The sequence below is a fragment of the Paraburkholderia sp. 32 genome, from assembly GCF_050435345.1.
Lineage (GTDB): Bacteria > Pseudomonadota > Gammaproteobacteria > Burkholderiales > Burkholderiaceae > Paraburkholderia > Paraburkholderia tuberum.
In genome coordinates this window covers 1,905,863-1,925,848 of sequence record NZ_JBNDKD010000003.1, presented here as the reverse complement: position 1 = coordinate 1,925,848, position 19,986 = coordinate 1,905,863, and the positions used below count along the sequence as shown (strand labels likewise).

Annotated in this window: 20 protein-coding genes, 1 tRNA gene and 1 pseudogene; 13 read left to right on the top strand and 9 right to left on the bottom strand. The window is 59.5% G+C overall.

Features of this window, described 5'->3' with window-relative positions; translation table 11 throughout:
- Positions 1-107: 107 nt before the first annotated feature.
- Together OKW26_RS31625 and OKW26_RS31620 are read left to right on the top strand one after the other, a co-directional pair.
- Positions 108-503 carry a hypothetical protein gene (locus tag OKW26_RS31625; protein ID WP_429356183.1) on the top strand — a complete coding sequence of 132 codons (396 nt, stop codon included), beginning with the start codon at positions 108-110 and terminating at the stop codon, positions 501-503.
- A gap of 72 nt (positions 504-575) precedes the next feature.
- Positions 576-1,553: a hypothetical protein gene (locus tag OKW26_RS31620; protein ID WP_429356182.1), complete on the top strand. Its 978-nt coding sequence runs from the start codon at positions 576-578 to the stop codon at positions 1,551-1,553.
- 78 nt (positions 1,554-1,631) lie between these two features.
- Here the strand turns inward: OKW26_RS31620 and OKW26_RS31615 are convergent, their stop codons facing one another.
- The 3 genes from OKW26_RS31615 to OKW26_RS31605 all read right to left on the bottom strand — a co-directional run bounded on the left by OKW26_RS31615 (position 1,632) and on the right by OKW26_RS31605 (position 2,588).
- Positions 1,632-1,943, bottom strand: a complete 312-nt coding sequence (locus tag OKW26_RS31615) for a helix-turn-helix domain-containing protein (protein WP_429356181.1) — start codon at positions 1,941-1,943, stop codon at positions 1,632-1,634.
- A gap of 135 nt (positions 1,944-2,078) precedes the next feature.
- Positions 2,079-2,252: a hypothetical protein gene (locus OKW26_RS31610; protein WP_429356180.1), complete on the bottom strand. Its 174-nt coding sequence runs from the start codon at positions 2,250-2,252 to the stop codon at positions 2,079-2,081.
- A gap of 102 nt (positions 2,253-2,354) precedes the next feature.
- Positions 2,355-2,588, bottom strand: a complete 234-nt coding sequence (locus tag OKW26_RS31605) for a hypothetical protein (protein WP_429356179.1) — start codon at positions 2,586-2,588, stop codon at positions 2,355-2,357.
- On the opposite strand from OKW26_RS31605, the gene OKW26_RS31600 reads away from it, so the two are divergent.
- The 3 genes from OKW26_RS31600 (at position 2,588) to OKW26_RS31590 (ending at position 6,307) form a co-directional block, all read left to right on the top strand.
- Positions 2,588-3,358, top strand: a complete 771-nt coding sequence (locus tag OKW26_RS31600; RefSeq protein WP_429356178.1) for a hypothetical protein — start codon at positions 2,588-2,590, stop codon at positions 3,356-3,358. The two genes, OKW26_RS31605 and OKW26_RS31600, sit on opposite strands and share 1 nt — an antisense overlap.
- 199 nt (positions 3,359-3,557) lie before the next feature.
- Positions 3,558-4,913, top strand: coding sequence for a hypothetical protein (locus tag OKW26_RS31595; RefSeq protein WP_429356177.1), 1,356 nt, complete (start codon positions 3,558-3,560; stop codon positions 4,911-4,913).
- Positions 4,914-6,046: 1,133 nt separating this feature from the next.
- Entirely contained in the window at positions 6,047-6,307 is a 261-nt protein-coding gene (locus OKW26_RS31590; RefSeq protein ID WP_429356176.1) for a hypothetical protein, read from the top strand.
- Between the two features lie 87 nt (positions 6,308-6,394).
- Here OKW26_RS31590 and OKW26_RS31585 read toward each other — a convergent pair whose 3' ends face one another.
- The gene (locus tag OKW26_RS31585; protein ID WP_121320605.1) at positions 6,395-7,300 is read right to left on the bottom strand and encodes a LysR family transcriptional regulator; all 906 of its coding nucleotides are present in this window, start codon (positions 7,298-7,300) and stop codon (positions 6,395-6,397) included.
- A gap of 164 nt (positions 7,301-7,464) precedes the next feature.
- Here OKW26_RS31585 and OKW26_RS31580 point away from each other — a divergent pair, with 164 nt between their 5' ends.
- Both OKW26_RS31580 and OKW26_RS31575 read left to right on the top strand, forming a co-directional pair.
- Entirely contained in the window at positions 7,465-8,307 is an 843-nt protein-coding gene (locus tag OKW26_RS31580) for an NAD(P)H-dependent oxidoreductase (RefSeq protein WP_121320607.1), read from the top strand.
- A 15-nt stretch (positions 8,308-8,322) separates the two neighbouring features.
- Positions 8,323-9,293, top strand: a pseudogene (locus tag OKW26_RS31575) (MFS transporter).
- A gap of 76 nt (positions 9,294-9,369) precedes the next feature.
- Here OKW26_RS31575 and OKW26_RS31570 read toward each other — a convergent pair.
- The 3 genes from OKW26_RS31570 to OKW26_RS31560 all read right to left on the bottom strand — a co-directional run bounded on the left by OKW26_RS31570 (position 9,370) and on the right by OKW26_RS31560 (position 12,331).
- Entirely contained in the window at positions 9,370-11,187 is a 1,818-nt protein-coding gene (locus OKW26_RS31570; protein ID WP_429356175.1) for a DUF6538 domain-containing protein, read from the bottom strand.
- A gap of 25 nt (positions 11,188-11,212) precedes the next feature.
- A tRNA-Pro gene (locus tag OKW26_RS31565) sits at positions 11,213-11,289 on the bottom strand.
- A 49-nt stretch (positions 11,290-11,338) separates the two neighbouring features.
- On the bottom strand, positions 11,339-12,331 hold the full coding sequence (locus OKW26_RS31560; RefSeq protein WP_184058549.1) for a polyprenyl synthetase family protein: 993 nt from the start codon (positions 12,329-12,331) through the stop codon (positions 11,339-11,341).
- A gap of 275 nt (positions 12,332-12,606) precedes the next feature.
- Here OKW26_RS31560 and rplU point away from each other — a divergent pair, with 275 nt between their 5' ends.
- The 4 genes from rplU to proB all read left to right on the top strand — a co-directional run bounded on the left by rplU (position 12,607) and on the right by proB (position 15,751).
- Positions 12,607-12,918 (top strand): 50S ribosomal protein L21, encoded by a 312-nt coding sequence (rplU, locus tag OKW26_RS31555; protein ID WP_007180329.1) that lies wholly within the window; start codon positions 12,607-12,609, stop codon positions 12,916-12,918.
- A 25-nt stretch (positions 12,919-12,943) separates the two neighbouring features.
- Positions 12,944-13,204, top strand: a complete 261-nt coding sequence (rpmA, locus tag OKW26_RS31550; RefSeq protein WP_184058546.1) for a 50S ribosomal protein L27 — start codon at positions 12,944-12,946, stop codon at positions 13,202-13,204.
- Positions 13,205-13,441: 237 nt separating this feature from the next.
- A complete protein-coding gene (cgtA, locus tag OKW26_RS31545) occupies positions 13,442-14,563 on the top strand; it encodes an Obg family GTPase CgtA (RefSeq protein WP_184051016.1) in 1,122 nt (373 codons plus the stop codon).
- 69 nt (positions 14,564-14,632) lie between these two features.
- On the top strand, positions 14,633-15,751 hold the full coding sequence (gene proB / locus OKW26_RS31540; protein ID WP_429356174.1) for a glutamate 5-kinase: 1,119 nt from the start codon (positions 14,633-14,635) through the stop codon (positions 15,749-15,751).
- A 133-nt stretch (positions 15,752-15,884) separates the two neighbouring features.
- Here proB and OKW26_RS31535 read toward each other — a convergent pair whose 3' ends face one another.
- Positions 15,885-16,442 (bottom strand): CNP1-like family protein, encoded by a 558-nt coding sequence (locus OKW26_RS31535; protein ID WP_184058542.1) that lies wholly within the window; start codon positions 16,440-16,442, stop codon positions 15,885-15,887.
- A 76-nt stretch (positions 16,443-16,518) separates the two neighbouring features.
- Positions 16,519-17,268 (bottom strand): RNA pyrophosphohydrolase, encoded by a 750-nt coding sequence (locus tag OKW26_RS31530; protein ID WP_090801927.1) that lies wholly within the window; start codon positions 17,266-17,268, stop codon positions 16,519-16,521.
- A gap of 299 nt (positions 17,269-17,567) precedes the next feature.
- On the opposite strand from OKW26_RS31530, the gene OKW26_RS31525 reads away from it, so the two are divergent.
- Together OKW26_RS31525 and OKW26_RS31520 are read left to right on the top strand one after the other, a co-directional pair.
- Complete coding sequence (locus OKW26_RS31525) at positions 17,568-19,304, top strand: proline--tRNA ligase (protein WP_090801925.1); 1,737 nt, start codon at positions 17,568-17,570, stop codon at positions 19,302-19,304.
- Positions 19,305-19,316: 12 nt separating this feature from the next.
- Complete coding sequence (locus tag OKW26_RS31520) at positions 19,317-19,916, top strand: MarC family protein (RefSeq protein WP_184058540.1); 600 nt, start codon at positions 19,317-19,319, stop codon at positions 19,914-19,916.
- Positions 19,917-19,986: the final 70 nt, after the last annotated feature.

The following is a 19,986-nucleotide window of genomic DNA, read 5'->3' as shown; positions in this document are numbered from 1 at the left end:
CGTAGTACCGGCTCCATGCTCAAGCGGTTATCGATTCATGATCCGCATCACGCTTGGTCAAGGCAATTTCGGCCTATTTCGGGCCACCTTGCGCCAGGAGAAAACGCATGGAAAACTTCCCTTCGATCAACACGCATGTGACGATTGACGAGTTCTACGACGTTACGCTGCGCACAACGATCCGCAACCGGTACGCCGTCTTTGAAACTGATAGCGAACCGCTTACCCCGGAAATGCATATCGATCCCAATCTGATCGGACAGACTGGCGTCCTGAAGGTGCACCACACCCAACACGGCCAAGTCTGGAGATTTTTTGCCTACGAAAAACAGTCCATGCGGCGACTGCCAGAGGGTGATGACCTGACTGGTTGGGGATGGGAATGCCTGAGCACCGGACTAACGGTGCGCACGGAGGTCGGCGCTGTTCCGACCGCCCAGCCGTTCGAACGTGGCGTTCCGCCCAAGGTGATGCCTCAGTCAGGTGGCGATTACTTCATTTAACCGATATGCAGCAGGAAGGCCGAAAGATCTTCCTGCTGCTTTTTTTTGATATTCTTACTCGATTAAATATTAATGGAATATATTTACCGCTACGATCCACTTCATGAACATATCAAAATGCATGGCGATATGCTTCGCGCAAGACGATGGAGTCTTGCGGCAGGGTCTTGGGCTCACAAACCTCTGATCGAAGCTGAAAAAACCGTTCCTCCGGGAGAGTCAATCTTCCGGATCTGTTTTTGGAAATCATTAGATGCTGCCAAGCTGAATATGGGGCATCATCTGTGGCCCAGTATGCACGTAGTCCAGCGCGTGAGGGCAGACCACCAGTTTTTCAATACATTCTGCCGCATCGATGACGATTTTCTTAAAGATTCTGCTTGGTTGTTCTGGCGTCAGTCTAAACGTAATGCTGATCAAATATGGACGCACGATGGTATTCCGAAGGAAGACATCGACGTATTCGATATCGACGGAAATTGGCGGAAAGCATCAAATGCCGTTCTGTTGAGCGATAGCCAGGCCAAATTTTGCAGCAGGGGTTACTTTCCCCATTATTTCATAAATTTTTCAGGTGCACCGGAAGTTGTATTCTGGACAACACGCCTAATGAAACAGGAAGATGGAGAAAGAGTTGCGGCCATACTAATTGTTCATCCGGAAACTCATATCCACGTGTATGCCTATCCTCACGTCGCACAAGAAATTATTGGGCGTGCGCTTTCGAAGGGAATTGGGTCTTACAAGGCAGATCGCATCAAATGTTTCGCTGTCAGTCAAGATCGCGAAACTTTTAATGAGAGAGATCTCCTGGAAATCCCGATTGTTGGGCGATGGAGTCGGATTGATCAGCGTCCAAAAGGATTTCTTGAGCGATTTCGGAAGACTCCGATGCCGAAGCCGGTTTACACGATCAGCTTGGCAGACTCAAATGATTGGTGCTGGCATCCCGCAGATAGCTCGATCGCGATCAGAGTGATGAGGGTTTTCCAATGGAAAACCCTGAAGCAAACAATTGCATGCTATGCCTCAATGATCGATGCATTGTAGGAGGGCAACGAGAGGGAAACGCAGTGCACCGATGCCTAGATGCTGGATCATCTCAAGACTTGCGACCAAGTAGGCAGTCTACAGCTCGCGCGCAATAGTCAGCAATATTGATCGTGCCTTCGGCGCTGCTCGTCCATACAGCAGGATCAATTCTGCTAGTTCATCGTTCTCGGTATAAAAATAGGCGACGGGCACTGACAGTTCGGCTGCAAGCCGGCAGGCAAACGGATAGTCCACCTTGTGTAGACCAAGCTCGTAACGATTGATGCGGCTGCTCGCGACAAAGGGGTCAAGGCCAGCCGCGATGCCGAGCTTTTTTTGCGACAGGCCCGTACGCAGGCGAGCTTCCTTGAGCCGACCTCCGAAAACGGTATTTCCTGCTGCAGCCATTGCGTAACCCTATGAATAGAGTTACGAATGTCGTAGCTAAGAGGTTTTTCGGATACAACGTATTTCGTTGCATTTTTTCGGCTTGTAAGCATAAAGGTTGTAGCCGGGTAGCCAGTGCGTGTCCGAATATCTGCGTCAGCGTTGATCGTTGGTGACTGTGTGGGAATGGCGAACCGGCTCGTGCCGATCACCAGCAGCTAGGTGATTCATCTCACGACGAATGGCATCAATGGCCCCAGTCAGCGGTGCAAAGAACAGTTTGGGGCTTTCCTTCGCGGCTCTGACAACTTCTTGCATAAAAGCATTCATACAGATTCCTGCTCGATTGAGAGTGGCCGTTATCCCTTCCGGGTGTCGTTCTCTGGGTGGTTGACATGCTACGAATATCGTAGCAATCTATGCCGATAACAGCTACAAATAACGCAACTTTTCGGCGAAGAATTGAGCCGGAAGAACAAAACAGCACCTCTGGGGCCAGAAAAATGAGAAGTCGACATCGAAACACCTTGCCGTGACGTGCCGCTCACGCGGCCTGACCTGAATCAGCTCTTCAGGTTCCTGCTGCCCCTCCATCTGGTTGTCATCCATGCCGCGGACAGAATGCTGTCCGCCGCTGCGCGTCGTTTTCAATTCGGGGATCAACAATGAAGAAGTTTCTGTTTGCCGCATCGCTCGCGGGTGTTATTGCGCTGTCTGGCTGCGCAGTCAATACGGCACCGCTCACCAGGGACCAGGTCGGCGCGAAGGTCGCCGTCAAGGCGGGGTATCCCGGCTGCAACGGCTGCAACATGGTCCGGACGTATGCCGCACCGCAGATTTACCAACAGCAATTCATCAATGATCCGGATTTCCATGGCTGGCTGGATCTGAATCTGCAACTCGTCTCGACGAACTACAACACGGCCGATCATGCACAGGCATACCGGATCGTCGCTGGCGTGATCGTGAACGGTGGGTTCGTAGATGCATGGCGTACGAACCATCCGGAAGAGCGTTGCCCGACCGATGACGAGGTCGTGCATGGCTATCATGGGTTCCATGCGGGTCAAGGCATCGAATTCTGGCTTGTGAAGAACGATGGCACCTACGAACCGCTGGGCCACGTCGCCGACATGAACGGCGAAACGATCAAAGACCTCGAATGCTTCAACAACACCGGTAGCGGGGCATCGTGGACTCAGATGATTAACCTGCCGGCCAGGGTGCTTGAGGATGCCTGGCGCCAGAATCAGCCTATCCGGATTTTCGCGGGCCGAGCACTGACGAGGTACGAGTCGACGAGCGACGGGTACAAGCCGGTGACGGTCGCGCATGAGGTCCGCAAGGGTTTGATATTCGAATTCAGCCCGGATTACGTGGGCGGCTTCGTGGATGGCCTGAAGCGCCTTGGCGCCGACACGGCTGCCGCTCGTTAAGGCGGATTCGTCCGGTTCTTACAATCATTAACTGATGCCGGGTTCGGCCAACGCAGCGTGGCCGAACCATTTTTTGCGGGGGATGGCGATGCGAGCCAGAGTGTTGAGTGCGGCGGTAACCGTTGCGGTTGTGGTGTCTGCATGCGGGGGCGGCGGAAATAGCGGGAATATCGGCAATCAGACTGCGACACCGAGTACCGTGACCACGATTCAGGGCGTCGCTGCAACCGGCGCCCCGCTTGTCGGTGCGACGGTGCAGGCCATTCAGGCGTCGAACGGTGCAGTCTGTCTTCAGGGGACGGTGACGGGGGCGGATGGCTCGTTCCAGTTGACTGCCCAGACCGGACAGAGCGGCTGCACGATTCCGTATCTGCTGTATGCACAGACGGCGCAGGGGCCACTGGTTGCCGCCATGGCGACCGGCGAGGCTCTGCCGGCAAATGGCGCCGTGACGATGAGCCTCACGCCGATCACGACCGCGATCTATTTCGGCACGGTGCCGGTCAGCAGCACGGTGAGCAGCGCGGCATTGGCGCAGGCACTGACCAATGTATCGGCATCCAGTTTCTCCACGACGCAGAACAATCTGCTTCAGACCTTGCAGCAACTGTATCCTGCCTCGACCTACCCTGGCGTGACATGGTCGGGCTTTGATCCCTATGCGGTCTTTACGGCAAATCACACGGGCATCGATTTTGCTTTCGACAACATGGCCTTGACCCTGCCGCTCAAGGAAAGCGTCCAGGCGACCTCCGTGACGACTTCGGTAACGAATCCGGCAACGGGGCAGGCGTTCACGATTACCTCCAGTGATAGTGGTGGCTCGGCAGGCTCGGTGGCCCAGCTTCAGCCGCTGTCGTCTTCGGTGGTCCAGAACGGTACGACCGTCAGCTACACGGGGATCAATTACGAATCGGAAGGCGTGTTGGACACCGTCACGGCAGTAGACGCCGGTGGTGCGCCGTGGGCAGGTGCCACGATCTCCGATATCGGAACGAATGCCGTGGCCGGTACGGGGCAGCAGACATCCCTCACCGCCAATGGTACCGGCGGATTCAACTGGTCTTCGCCGGTTGTCGCGGGCCTGACGTTTGACCAGAATGCCGGCGACTCGAATCTGCCTGCGGTTGCGATGGTCTGCGAGTCGATTGGCGGTGCGCAGATATCGAGCGATGTCCTGATCCCATCCAATGCCCAACTCGTTACTGATCCGACCCAACTGATCGGCATCAGTTTCAACCGCTACTACGCCGGTTGCTCTCAAGGCGGCACTTCGCCAGCGACGACGACGGGCAACTATCTGTCCATCGACGGTTCGGGCAATGCGGATTTCACGGTCACGAACAATGGCGCGACGAGCAACATCGCGATTCCCGAGGCCACGTTCACCGCCTCATTGAACGGTACTCCATACACGGAGGACAACGCGAAGGCCGCAGATGTCTGGTACGCCTACCAGTACCAGACGGCGACAGGGCTGACCCGCTACGCCATCGTCGAGCATCGCGTGCCGACCGCTGCGCAGTTGGGGAGCGTCGCACTCTGGTTGCAATAGGCGGCCTCCGGCTATCGATCGGGAGTCCCTTCGGGGGCTTCCTAGGTGCAATGACGCAGACCGGCCAATTTGAGACGTTCGACATGCTGCGAGAATCGTCAACAATCGGTCCTTGACGCATGGTTAGGATCAGTTGACCGGAAACGATATCAGCGAAGTTCAGGCTAGTGCAGACTTCCCGAGAAAGTACCGACCGGCCACGAGCCAAAACGTCAGGCCTGCAACGGCGCCTGCAACCCCGAACACGGACGCGACAGAATGAACCTCCGGCCAAAACCCAAGCGGTGGCGAGGGATTGGGAGGATCGGTGTACCACGTCCATCCAGACGTTACGGAGATAAACGGGAAGACAGCGAGAAGCGCTAGGCCGCATCCCACGAAAACGTAAAAGAGCGGGTTTCGGAAGTGGTAACGGCGAGCAAGTAGGTTAAGCAGGACGCATGGCAGAGCGGAAAAGAACGCCGCAGGAAGTCCAATGATGACGATGAAAAGGCAGTCTGAGAGGAGCACCAAGATTGTTTGCCAGAGTGGGTGTAGCAGTCCACTCGATGCCCTCTGTGCAATCACGTGCGGAAACCTAGAGACGACAATATAGGTGCTCGCTGCCGTCACGGCTAGCAAATAAGCCAGGCTGGCGCGTAGGGCCGAGGGCTGCAGAGGTATGCTGTTCGGGTTCATCGTCCACTCGGGTTCAATCGTAACTGCGATGATAAATCGAATGTCGGTTATACCGAAAGCCGAACGGCTCTTCGGAGTCGGCACATGCCTTTTGCATTGCACGCGCGGCCAGGATGAGCGTCGCGCTCGGTCGTCGGGCGCGGATCGGCCACTTTCGGACATTCAACAACCAGCCGAGGATTGGCAACAATCGTTAGATTCGCAACAGGAAAAAACGTCTCGCCGGATGCAATTGGAATGCTTTACGCCAAAGAATTGTTTGATCTTCGGCTTCAGTTCGCCGAAAGGGTCTCAGAGTTAGGGGCCATCCCTTTGGAGGCGGCTCTTCTTGACTTCACGAATTTCTACGTACGGTTCGTTGGCGATAGAAAATGCGATGGCAATAATCCGATCTGGACAGCATATTTGGCGGGGTTGGGGCGCGAGACCGACCGTCGGTGCGGCCGGTCAGACGCATGAAATTTGGTGTAGTTGTCGAAATCAGAGATGTGGACGAAAAGAGTGATGTCTCCAGCGCATTAACGACACGGTCTATTGCGCGTCACGGTGGACAAATAGTCATGTGGGGCGGTGCTGCCTATCCAGACATGATCGAAAACTTTGAGCGCGCGCTTATCATTCAATTCCAAGGGCTGACGCCGCACGCCACTGGTACAAAACTGGCGATAACGCGAGCGCCGGATCGACGCAAAGAGAAAACCTCAACATCCGAGTGACGCTAATAAGTTAAATTCGCCAACGCGACGCACGGGACGGCCACTTTTCAACGGAACCCTTTCTAAGTCGTCACATCTTCGCGCCTCCTAATTGTCCCCCTTAATGCCTGAACCGATAAGCTCTCGTAACCATTGATGCGAAAGGTCGCGATGTGACCGTTCGTGCCACAGCATTACCATTTCGTACCCAGGAACCTCGACCGGTGGCGCGATCGATTGCAATCTGGATTCGCCTTTAAGCAGTCGCGATGGGAGCATCGCGACCAAGTCGGTACGCGACAAAACGTCTTGTACGAAGGTGAAATGAGGTACTGAAAGTACAACTCGCCTCTTCAAACCAATCTGCGCCAAAGTCATATCAGTGACGCCGACAAATCCCCCTCCATCCGGTGACACGATTACATGATCCAGTTTGCAAAACTGCGACACGGTAATTCTTCGTTTGAGTCGCGGATGATCAGGCCGTCCGACCAAGACATACTTTTCCTGAAACAAAGTCTTTCGGCGCAACCCGTCAGGTGCTTCGTCCGCCGTATGGAATGCTAGATCAACTTCACCTTTTTCGCATTGTCTCGCGATGAGACGGGGGGCGATCTGCGTAACGCTAACGCGAGAATTCGGCGCATATTCACGCAGCCTTGGAAGCGTGGGTAGCAGTACTGTCGTTTCACTGTAATCCGTCGCTGCAATATTCCAAGTTAGGGCTGCGGTGTATGGGTCAAACGGCTGTAACGGCGACATGACTTCGTTCAGGGCAGCTAGGGCCACGGAAAGCGACTCCCGCAGCGAGTCGGCTCTTGCCGTTGGTCGCATACCGCGAGGCCCGGGTAAAAGCAGAGGATCCTTAAAGACTCTTCTGAGCTTCGATAGGTGGACGCTGACAGACGGCTGCGACAGATTGAGGCGCTCGGCCGCCCGACTTACGTGGTGCTCCTCCAGCAATACATTGAGCGTGCGCAGAAGGTTCAGGTCGAGACTACGCAAATTATCCATGGCAATACCAGGTATCTATGAAATTCATTTCAAATATACCTGATCACCATTTACGCTGCATGCTTCACCACCAACGAGATGAACGGTGAAAGTCCTTTGGGCTGTCTAGCTTTGAGGAGAATGGTCGAAAGCTGCCTCTTCCCTTTCTTATTCAGGATCACCGCATGAGCAATGTTCTTATCGTCCACGCCCATCCAGAGGCCCAGTCGCTGACCGGCTCTTTGAAGAACCTCGCGGTCGAAACGCTGACCGCGCAGGGCCATCAGGTTCAAGTATCTGACCTTTACGCCATGCACTGGAAGGCCGTCGCCGATGCAGCCGACTTCCCGCAGCGTAAGAACGCCGATCGGCTACGCTATGCATCGGAATCGGGCAACGCCTTCGCCACGGGCACCCAACCCGCCGATGTCGTGGCTGAGCAGCAGAAGCTGCTGTGGGCCGACGCGGTCATCCTCACCTTCCCGATGTGGTGGTTCAGCACGCCGGCGATCCTGAAGGGGTGGGTCGAGCGTGTCTATGCACATGGCTTCGCTTACGGCGTCGGCCTGCAGGGTGGTGAGCGCTGGGGCGATCGGTATGGTGAAGGAACGCTAGCCGGTCGCCGGGCGATGGTTGTCGTCAGCATGGGCGGCCGCGAGCCGCACTATAGCGAGCGCGGTGTCAATGGCCGACTCGACGAGATCTTGTGGCCCGTCCAGCATGGACAGCTTTTCTATCCGGGCATGAATGTTATGCCGCCCTTCCCCATCTATCAGAGCGACCGCCTGTCTGAAGAGCGCTGGGTGGAAGTCGCGGCAGCCTTCAAGGTCCGGATGGAGAATCTCTTCACCGACACGCCAATCCCGTATCGCACTCAGAATGGCGGACACTATGATGGACAGCAGGTGCTCAAGCCCGGTCTCGGTTCCGGAGAAACGGGCCTCCGCATCCACCTGGCACAACAGGGCGATCCCGTTGAGAACCTGGACTCAGCCGAATCACAGCCCGCGGCGCTTGCCCGCGCCTGATCAGGATTGCCAATCATGCGCGCGTTCCGCTCCAACGGTCAGGTCGGCCTCGAAGCCCTCACGATGGTCGACTTGCCCGATCCCGACATACCGGCCCGGGAGAAATCCGGGTCCACCTGCATGCGACCTCGCTCAATTATCACGATCTGGGCGTCGTGACGGGGCGGCTTCCAGCCTCTCCGGGACGCATCCCCATGGCGGACGGAGCAGGCGTGGTCGAGGCGGTCGGGCCGGACGTAGAGGCTTTCTCAGTCGGCGACCATGTCGTGTCGACTTTCTTTCCGACGTGGCTTGATGGCGAGCCGCAGATCGCCGATTTCGCGACGCCGCCGGGCGACGGTATCGACGGTTACGCACGCGAAGCGGTCGTGGCACCAGTACACGCCTTCACACACGCACCGACGGGTTACACTCATGCCAAAGCAGCGACGCTGACAACGGCAGGGCTAACGGCTTGGCGAGCTCTCGTCGTCGATGGTGGATTGAAGGCCGGTGCAACTGTGCTGGTGCTGGTGGCGGGCGGTAGTTTTGCAGCCGGCCGACTTTGCCGCGCTTACGGTACCCGCCATGTCGTTGTCGGGGGCTTCGTGCTTTACGCGCTCGGTTTTGCAGGATTGCTCGGCTTGTCGAGTGACACATCCTACTGGCGTGTGGCGTTGTATCTGACGGCGGTTGGCTTTGGCTCGGGTGTGATAACGCCAGCCGTCACGGCCGCAGTGATGACGGCTGTCGACACAGGCCGTGCTGGGGTGGCGGCTGGCGTGCTCAATGCAAGCAGGCAGAGCGGCTCGGCATTCGCGGTGGCTGCCTTTGGCGCGTTGATGAGTACGGCGTGGGCACCAGGGCAAGGGGTACTCATGGCTACGCTCTTTGCAATCGGGCTATCGCTTGGAGCGGCCGCATGCTGGTGGACCACATCCCGCTACAACACGGGCAGCCCCAGATCGCCGGAGGTCCGCGGGGACGACACAAGACCGAATGTATGACCGTTGTCGAGAAACCCGACTGTCCCTTCTGGGTCGATCTCGGCCAAATGCCATGGTGCAGCAACGGAGGGGCGCATCAACCGCAAACGTAAGGTCGAGGTGTTGCCGTGATCCTAGGCCATTCAAGACTGTCTAGTGCCTCTCGCATGGTCTTGGGGCTTGCTGCCTTGGTGTAGTCCACGCGACCGCTAGAACCCTGCGCCGCATGGCCCGTGATTGAGTCAGACGTTTCGGTGCCGATCCCCTTATCGGCCAGCGCCCCGCGTATCCAATGGCGGAACTTGTGCGATCCGTGAAGGCGGCCAGTTGGCAGCCCGAGGGAGCGCCTAAGCTCTAGGAACCATCTACCCAAGGTGTCGCCCGGTGCGGTTGCTCGGCCGCTCAATGACGGGAACGCACCACCCGTACCACCCGCGACCCTCTCATGCCACGCGGAGAACCATGGGTCTGCCAGCAGGTGAGAAGCTAGTGCGACGATACGCTCCGATTCGTCGGTTTTGACCGTTCCGGCCTCAGCGGTAATGCGAACGGTTTTGACGCCGTGGCGGACTTGGAAATCCTCGCGGCGTAACTGCGCTATCTCGCCTATGCGGGCTCCGGTATGCAGAAGCAACAGCAGGGCGGCTCGGCCGTCTTCGGGGGTTACATTTTCCCAGCGGCGTACCTGCTCCATCCGGTCGGAGAACAGGGGCGCCCCGAACAATATCTCTAGCTCGTTATCAGTCCATCCTTCGCGTTTCTTCGCGCCCTTGGTTTTATCGAATGAAACCGTGAACTGGTTGCGATCGAGGATGCCATCCTTTACCGCTGTGTTCACTAAAGCATTTACAGCGGTGTAATGATTGTGAGCGGTCTTGGCCCCAAAGCCCCGCGCTTTGCTGTCCAGCAGGAACTTGACGAAGGCCGCTCCGGTCGCTCGCGTCAGATCGCGTAAGGGGACTGTGCCGCACGCTTCCTCGAATAACTCTAGCGCCTTCCCGGTGCGCCTTACGGGGTTGTCTGCCCCGGCATACCCGTTCCACTGTTGCCAGGATGGCACCATGTCCCGAAGGGTCTTGGGTGCTTCTCGAGTCTTCTTTGCAGGTTCGCCGTTCGGAGTGAGTTCCCTAGGGATGATAGGCTCAGGCGGCGTATCTATGGGTTCACCTTGGCTTCTTTGCGCCACTGCTTCCATGGCCCTAACCAGAGTTCGCGTGATGCGCTGAAGTGCCAAGCGTCCCCCGGTCGTGTCCCATTCCACCCGAATAGACAGAGGGGCGCAAACGAAGTCTACGTACTCACGGGTGGACGAGAAGTCGCCGCGCGCTAATGCTGTCTTCCAAGCTTGGGCCTGTTCCTGGTCAAACCGTTGCACCGCTGCGGCCTGCTCTTGGGTCAGGAAATCTCCCGTTTGCTCCCATGTAGCCTGATCGGTATTGGGGAGGGGGCCCCTGTAGGCGCTAACCAGTCGAGGGGTGACACGGGTTTGTTCATCCAGTGTCAAGACTAGGTTTTGTACAGACTGGGCGATGTAAGCCTCTAGCTCTTCTGACAGCGGGACGAATGGCGCGGGGCGCGTACTGTCCTCCAGCGCTTGAAACCGGACTCGGTGTTCGGCTATCAGCCGGTGTGCGATGGTGATTGCTTCAGTGCGGTTGCGGGTCTTGAGGCTGGCTCTGTAAGCATCGGTCGCCAGCTTGCCGCTGCTCGTGCGGGGGAACAGGTGTTGAAGGTGCTTGGGGATGCCGATACGGAGTTGATAGATACCGCTTTGGGGGTGCGGTTCCAGTCCGGGAGGCAGTGTCGTCATGTCGTCCATCCGCGCATTTTGACACGCGAATTGACAAGGTAGATTGACGATGCCGGAAAAGACAAAGGCTCGTAAGTCCTTGACTGGCCTGGTTTCCCAATTCAATCAGTTACTTACGAGCCTTAAATTCTGGTCGGGGTGAGAGGATTCGAACCTCCGGCCTCTACGTCCCGAACGTAGCGCTCTACCAGGCTAAGCTACACCCCGATTGGGTACTGCTGACTCGATTCAGACTAATTCGGTGTTTCAGTCTCGTTCAAGACTGTCTTGCCGTCGAGTAAGAGCATAATTCTAGCAGGCTCTCCTTGAAAATGGAATGGGGAAATGACGATATTGCTGCCGCGGCTGCATGCGCCTCCTGTTTCGCGCACTCGAGCGTGTGATCCAGCGCGCCCGAGCGCGTGATCGCGTCGAAAATGGTATCGAAACGGTCGGTGCCACCTTGCTCGATGGCTTCGCGCGCAAGCGCCGACTGCTCGGGCGTGCCGCGTTCGATCAGATAGATGAGCGGAAGCGTCGGTTTGCCTTCGCGCAGATCGTCGCCGGCGTTCTTGCCCATCGACTCGGCCGTCCCCGTGTAGTCGAGCCAGTCGTCCATGATCTGGAACGCGGTGCCGATGCGACGACCGTACTCGGCGGCGGCGGCTTCGGTTTTCGCGTCCGCGCCGGCCAGCACCGCGCCGAGCTGGGCGGCCGCCTCGAACAACTTTGCGGTCTTGTAGCGGATCACCTGCATGTAACGGGCTTCGTCGACGTCGGCATCGTGCATGTTCAACAACTGCAGCACTTCGCCTTCAGAGATGATGTTGGTCGCTTCCGACAGAATTTCCATCACGCGCATCTTGCCCACGCCGACCATCATCTGGAACGACCGTGAGTAAAGAAAGTCACCGACCAGCACGCTCGCCGCGTTGCCGAACAGCGCATTGGCGGTCTGGCGGCCGCGCCTCAGGTCGGACTCGTCGACCACGTCGTCATGCAGCAGCGTGGCCGTGTGGATGAATTCGACGACCGCTGCCAGCTCGTGCCGGTGCCCCGTCGTATCGCCGAGCGCGCCCGCCACCAGCAACAGCAGCGCGGGCCGCAGCCGCTTGCCGCCGGCGCTGATGATGTACTCGGAAATCTGATTGATCAGCATCACGTCCGACGCAAGACGTTGCCGGATGACGCGATTGACCTGCTGCATGTCTTCGGCGATTGGAGCAAGCAGGCTGGCGACGTTGGGGGAGGTGGTGGCAGTCGACGACATGATGGCTGAATTGGGTAGTGCCGCGAATTATAAGGCGATCGGGGCGCTTCCGGGTCGTCGGCTGCGGCGTGGATGCGCTCCGCATGGCGCGCGGGGCGCCTGCCAAGGCCGTCTGCGGGGCGCCGCGCGTCGCAGGTATGCCATCTGCGAGGGAGGGCGAAGCCGGACGGTAGACGGTTTGGCAAGCAGGTTTTGACCGAGCAGCTAACTCTATGTATAATCGACAGTTTCCGCGCGCGGTGCGTGGGAAAAATGAATACAGAGTGAGGTTCTCAATGTACGCGGTCATAAAAACCGGTGGCAAGCAGTACAAGGTTGCCGTCGGCGAAAAACTTAAAGTAGAACAGATACCGGCAGACATTGACGCTGAAATCACGCTCGACCAGGTTCTCGCAGTGGGCGAAGGCGAATCGATTAAGTTCGGTACGCCGCTGGTCAGTGGGGCTTCCGTCAAGGCTACCGTCGTGTCGCAAGGTCGTCACGCCAAAGTGACGATCTTCAAGATGCGTCGCCGGAAGCACTACCAGAAGCATGGCGGCCACCGCCAGAACTATACCGAACTGCGCATCGACGCGATCAACGCGTAAGCGCACCGGTTAAGGAGCAAATCAAATGGCACACAAAAAGGCAGGCGGATCGTCCCGAAACGGCCGCGACTCCGAATCGAAGCGCCTCGGCGTGAAGGTTTACGGCGGCCAGGCTATCAATGCTGGTGGCATCATCGTGCGTCAGCGCGGTACGCGCATGCACGCTGGCGACAACGTCGGCATGGGCAAGGATCACACCCTGTTCGCGCTGAAGGACGGCCACGTCCAGTTCTCGACGAAGGGCGCGGCGAAGAAGCACACCGTTTCCGTCGTCCCGGCAGCCTGAGTTTAATCAGGCACGGGCTTCAGGACCGGAAAAAGGCCCCGCGAAGTTCGCGGGGCTTTTTTTATTGCGGCGCCCCTTTAGCTTGGCGCCCAAGCCGCGCAGCCGACCGCTCCTCATAGGCGGACTATGCCGGTCGGTCGATTGATCAACGCGCGGCGCGCGCGGCAAAATAGCAGCATCCAATCAGTATCAACCCCTGCATCGAATCGGGCAGTACACCACGGGACGGAGTAACACATGAAGTTCATTGACGAAGCGAGGATTGAAGTCATCGCCGGCGACGGAGGGGATGGCAGCGCGTCGATGCGCCGCGAGAAGTTCGTCCCGTTCGGCGGCCCCGATGGCGGTGACGGCGGCCGGGGCGGCAGCGTGATCGCGGTGGCTGACCGCAACATCAACACGCTGATTGATTACCGCTACGCGAAAAAACATTTGGCGCGCAACGGCGAAAACGGCCGCGGCTCGGATTGCTACGGCAAGGGTGGTGATGACATCACGCTGCGCATGCCGGTCGGCACCACCATCACGGACATGGAAACCGGCGAGCTGATCGCCGATCTGACCGAGCACAACCAGAGCGTGCAAATCGCGCAAGGGGGAGCCGGCGGCCTCGGCAACCTCCATTTCAAGTCCAGCACGAACCGCGCGCCGCGTCAGAAGACCGACGGCAAGCCGGGCGAGCGCCGCATGGTCCGCCTCGAACTGAAAGTGCTGGCCGACGTCGGTCTGCTCGGCATGCCGAATGCGGGCAAGTCGACGTTTATCTCGTCGGTGTCGAACGCGAAGCCGAAAATCGCCGATTACCCGTTCACCACGCTCGCGCCGAACCTCGGCGTCGTGCGCGTCGGGCCGAGCCGCAGCTTCGTGATTGCCGACATTCCGGGGCTGATCGAAGGCGCGGCGGAAGGCGCCGGCCTAGGCCATCAATTCCTGCGTCACCTGCAGCGCACCGGGCTGCTGCTGCACATCGTCGACATCGCACCGTTCGATGAATCGATCGATCCGGTCGCCGAAGCGAAGGCGATCGTCAACGAACTGCGCAAGTACGACGAAGAGCTTTATCAGAAGCCGCGCTGGCTTGTGCTGAACAAGCTGGACATGGTGCCTGAGGACGATCGCGAAGCGCGCGTGGCGGCGTTCCTCGAAGGCTTCGGCTGGGACGGTCCGGTGTTCGAGATCTCGGCGCTGACTGGCCAGGGCTGTGAAAATCTTTGCTACGCCGTGTTCGACTACCTCGCCGAGCACTCCGACGCGCAACGCGCGGCCGAAGCCGAAGACCTGGCCTCCGACGTGCGTTTCCGCGACGGGACGCAAGTACCGGCCGCGACCCGCGAAGCCGGCACCGATCCGCAGGAATAACAACTCGAGCGCCGGCGCCAGCGGCGGGTGCCGGTATGCATCACGCGTCATCTTGGGAGACAGCGCACAATGCGTTCCGTCATCGCAGATTCACGGCGATTGGTCGTCAAAGTCGGTTCGAGTCTCGTCACGAACGACGGGCGCGGCCTCGATCATGCCGCGATCGGCCGCTGGGCCGCGCAAATTGCCGCACTGCGCGCGCAAGGCAAGGAAGTCGTGCTGGTCAGCTCGGGCGCGATCGCCGAGGGCATGCAGCGGCTCGGCTGGACGAAGCGGCCGCGTGAAATCGATGAGCTGCAGGCAGCCGCGGCGGTCGGTCAGATGGGTCTCGCGCAAGTGTACGAAAGCCGCTTCGCCGAACATTCCATCCAGACTGCGCAGATCCTGCTTACTCACGCTGACCTTGCTGACCGCGAGCGCTATCTGAACGCTCGCTCCACGCTGCTCACGCTGCTGGGGCTCGGAGTTGTACCGATCATCAACGAGAACGACACGGTCGTCACCGACGAAATCAAGTTCGGCGACAACGACACGCTCGGCGCGCTGGTTGCCAATCTGATCGAGGGCGACGGGCTGATCATTCTGACGGACCAGCAAGGCCTCTTCACCGCAGATCCGCGCAAGGACCCGACCGCGACACTCGTCCAGCAAGCCGACGCCGGCGCGCCCGAGCTCGAGGCGATGGCGGGCGGTGCGGGCTCGAGCCTCGGCCGCGGCGGCATGCTGACCAAGATTCTCGCTGCGAAGCGTGCGGCCCATAGCGGCGCCAATACGGTGATCGCAAGTGGGCGCGAGTCGGACGTGCTGGTGAGACTGGCGGCCGGCGAGGCGATCGGCACCCAACTGATCGCGCGCACCGCGCGCATGGCGGCGCGCAAGCAATGGATGGCCGATCACCTGCAGGTGCGCGGCCACGTCGTGATCGATGACGGCGCGGTCGAAAAACTGACCGCCGGCGGCAAGAGCTTGCTGCCGATCGGCATCGTCGGTGTGCAGGGTGCATTCGCGCGCGGCGAGGTGATCGCGTGTCTGAGCGCGTCAGGCCGCGAGGTCGCACGTGGTTTGACGAACTACAGCAGCGCGGAAACCAAACTGATCCAGCGGCGTCCGAGCGGCGAAATTGAGTCAGTGCTCGGCTATATGCTCGAGCCCGAACTGATTCATCGCGACAATCTCGTGGTGCTTTGATCTGCGAGGCGGCGCGCATATCGCGCGTATGAAGAGCCAACAATTAAGCCGTTCCAGCGCAGGCTGGAACGGCTTTTTAATCGTCACGGATAAGCAACGGCGCCTGAGTCGGGCGCGCGCCGCGCAACCGGCCTCAATGAATCTGCGACGTCTGCGTGCGCTTGTAACGAATGTTCTCGACGATGTGCTGCGCGCTGCCGGTCGGAATCTTGTTTGCGCACATATAGTCCTGATACAACGCGGCCTGGTACGCATTCAGCGCGCCGTTTTCTATCCGCGAAAACGGGTTTGCGACCGTCGTGTCCCAGCCGTCGTGATCGGCGTTCAGGCCCGCATACTGACGCCATTCATACGTGTCGCAGCGGATGCCCTCGTAATTGACGTTGCGCGCACCGCCCGGGCTCGTGACGACCACCGTGTAACGCACCACGCCGTCGTCGCCGACGCTGACGGACTTCGGGTCGATCGCAAATTGCAGCGGCGTATTGCCGGAGACTTCGAACGGCAGCAGGTTCGCGTCGGAGGGCAGCGGCGGCAACGTGTCGACCTTGTTTTCAACCCAGTTGCTCTTGCGATCCAGCAGATAGGTGAACTCGCTGTCGTCTTTGTTGGTCGGTTTGCCGGCGCTCGAACAGCCTGCCAGCAGGGCGCCGGTGGCGACGCACGCCACGGCGAATGCAAGTGCTTTCAATCTGATTCCCTCGAGAGACAGACGCGGCTCGAAAGCCGCGCCAGAGAGAGGCGGCGCGAGCCGCCGCCTGGAATGGTTAATCGCGCACGCCTCGTCGTACTAACGGGGCGACGGCCTCGTCGGCTTCGGCCGTTTCGCGCTCATCCTCCGATCTCATGTTGGCATCCGGTGAGCCGGGACCGCAATCCGGCGCGACCAGCACGTGCGTCGAAGTTTCGACGCTGACCGAAGTTACGGTCGTGACGGTGGTGACCACCGTGCTTACCGTGGAATCCGGCGGGCTTTGCATCGACGACGCTATCCGGGGATAACGCGACCCATGATGCCCGCCAGGTTTTTCCGCACGCGGCGCAGGCCGGCGCATGAAACGGGACAGCTCCGTTAGCGCCAACTGATACACATCCCGCTTGAACTCGATCACACAGTCGAGCGGCACCCAATACTCGTTCCAACGCCACGCATCGAACTCAGGGTGGTCGGTGGCGCGCAAACAGATGTCGCAGTCGCGTCCTACCATCCGGAGCAAAAACCAGATTTGTTTCTGGCCGCGGTAATGACCGCGTACTTCGCGCTTGATGAACTTGTCAGGCACCTCATAACGCAACCAGTCGCGCGTGCGACCGATCACCTTGACGTGCTCAGGAAGCAGCCCGGTCTCTTCGTGTAACTCCCGATACATCGCTTGCACGGGGGTCTCACCATATTTGATGCCCCCTTGCGGAAACTGCCAGGAATGTTCACGGAGTCGTTTGCCCCAAAACACCTCGTTGTGCGCGTTCAAGAGGATGATGCCGACGTTCGGGCGAAAGCCTTCACGATCCAGCATACAACCACCTTCGAATCCTTTAAAATTGCTTTGATTATAAACAGATAACGGACCCTACGCACCGAATCGCATCAGAATGGAGCGATTCGCCGCAACAGGCCCGGGTTTGCGGTAGCCTGTCGGTTTTCCGTGCCTATCCCCTGTGAGAGAGGCTTTGCGCGGCGGTTTCGGCGCCGCACGGGGGCAGGGCGCCGCCAGTCGGGCGAACCCTGCCGGCTTCGCAGCGGATCTGTGTCGATTTCCCTCATTTTCCCCTTTCTGGCGGTCCTACCGGAAGCCGCCGCTTTTGGACACCTTGAATGAAAGCTTCCCGTTTCTTTATCGGCACTCTCAAAGAAGCGCCCGCCGACGCCGAAATCATCAGCCACAAGCTCATGGTGCGCGCGGGCATGATCCGTCGCGTCGCGGGCGGTATCTATAACTACCTGCCGGTCGGCCTGCGTTCGATCCGCAAGGTGGAAGCGATCGTGCGCGAGGAAATGAACCGGGCGGGCGCCATCGAGCTGTTGATGCCGGCCGTGCAGCCGGCCGAACTGTGGCAGGAATCGGGGCGCTGGGAGAAGTACGGTCCCGAGCTGCTGCGCTTCAAAGACCGCAAGCAGGCCGATTTCGTGATGGGCCCGACGCACGAGGAAGTCGTCACCGACATCGCGCGCAACCAGATCAAGAGCTATCGCCAACTGCCGGTCAACTTCTATCAGATCCAGACGAAGTTCCGCGACGAGATCCGTCCGCGTTTCGGCGTGATGCGCGGCCGCGAGTTCATCATGAAAGACGCGTACTCGTTCGACAAGGACGCGCAGGGTCTGCGCGAGTCGTATCGCAAGATGTACGACGCGTACGTGCGCATCTTCACGCGTCTCGGTCTCGACTTCCGCGCGGTGGCGGCCGACAACGGCTCGATCGGCGGCAGCGGCTCGCATGAGTTCCATGTGATCGCCGACACCGGCGAAGACGACATCGCGTATTGCCCGACCTCCGATTTCGCCGCGAACGTCGAGGCGGCCGAAGCGCTACCGCTGATCGCAGAGCGCGCGGCGCCGGCAGAAGAGATGAAGAAGACCGCGACGCCCGGCAAGGCGAAGTGCGAGGCGGTTGCCGAACTGCTGAACATTCCGCTCGAACGCACGATCAAGTCGGTCGTGCTCGCCACCGAGAACGAAGGCGCCGAGCCGACGATCTGGCTGCTGATGCTGCGCGGCGATCATGATCTGAACGAGATCAAGGCGGCCAAGCTCCCGGGCCTCGGTAATTTCCGCATGGCGACCGAGGCCGAGATCGTCGAGACGTTCGGCACACCGCCGGGCTATCTCGGTCCGATCAACACGAAGAAGCCAGTCAAGGTGATCGCGGACCGCACGGTCGCGAACATGAGCGACTTCGTGGTCGGCTCGAACGACGTCGACTATCACACCACCGGCGTGAACTGGGGCCGCGACCTGCCGGAGCCGGTCGTCGCCGACATCCGCAATGTGAAGAAGGGCGATCCGTCGCCGGACGGCAGGGGCGTGCTCGACATCTGCCGCGGCATCGAAGTGGGCCACGTGTTCCAGCTCGGCACCAAGTATTCCGAAGCGATGAACGCGGCCTGTCTCGACGAAACCGGAAAGCCTCGGCCGATGGAAATGGGCTGCTACGGCATCGGCGTCACGCGGATTCTCGGCGCCGCGATCGAACAGAATTTCGACGACAAGGGCATCATCTGGCCGGAGTCGATTGCGCCGTTCGAAGTCGTGCTGTGCCCGATGGGCTATGACCGCAGCGACGCGGTGCGTGAGCAGGCCGACAAGCTGTACGCGGAACTCGTCGCGGCCGGTATCGACGTGATCCTCGACGATCGCGGCGAGCGGCCGGGCGTGATGTTCGCCGACTGGGAACTGATCGGCGTGCCGCATCGACTGGTGATCGGCGACCGTGGTCTGAAGGACGGCAAGATCGAGTATCAGGGCCGTCGCGAGGCCGAAGCGACGCTGCTGCCGGTCGCGGATGCCGCGCAGACCGTGATCGGCAAAGTGCGCGCGGCGCTGGCGAACTAAGCGGAGCGGGCGGTGGAGTACACCTTCCTGTCCGCGACGGTGCTGCTGATCCTGATCACCGATCCGCTCGGCAACATCCCGATCTTCGTCAGCTGTCTGCGCGGTGTGGCGCCGGAGCGTCGCACGGTCGTGATCCTGCGCGAGGTCGCGATCGCGTTTGCGATCCTGCTGGTGTTCATGATGCTCGGGCAGAGCTTTCTGCGCATGATGAGCCTCAGCGACCAGTCGTTGCGGATCGGCGGCGGCATCGTGCTGTTTCTGATTGCGCTGCGCATGGTGTTTCCGCATCCGGACGGTCCGTTCGGCGGCGACGCGCGCGGCGGCGAGCCGCTGATCGTGCCGCTCGCGATTCCTGCGCTAGCGGGTCCGTCAGCGTTGGCGACGGTCATGCTGCTGACCTCGCAGGCGCCGGGCAAAACGGTCGAGTGGGTCGGCGCGCTGACCGTCACGATGATCATCTGTGCGATCGTGCTGATGCTCGCCGAGCGCATTCAGGCGTGGCTCGGTGAACGTGTGATGGCGGCGTTCGAGCGGCTGATGGGGCTCGTGCTCGTCGCGATTTCAGTCGAGATGATGCTCGGTGGAATCCGCTCTTTCGTGCACAAGCTGTGAAACGCGAGCCGGTGCGCGCATTGCCACCGTCGCAGCCATAAAAAAGCAGCCAGGCAGGCTGCTTTTTTTT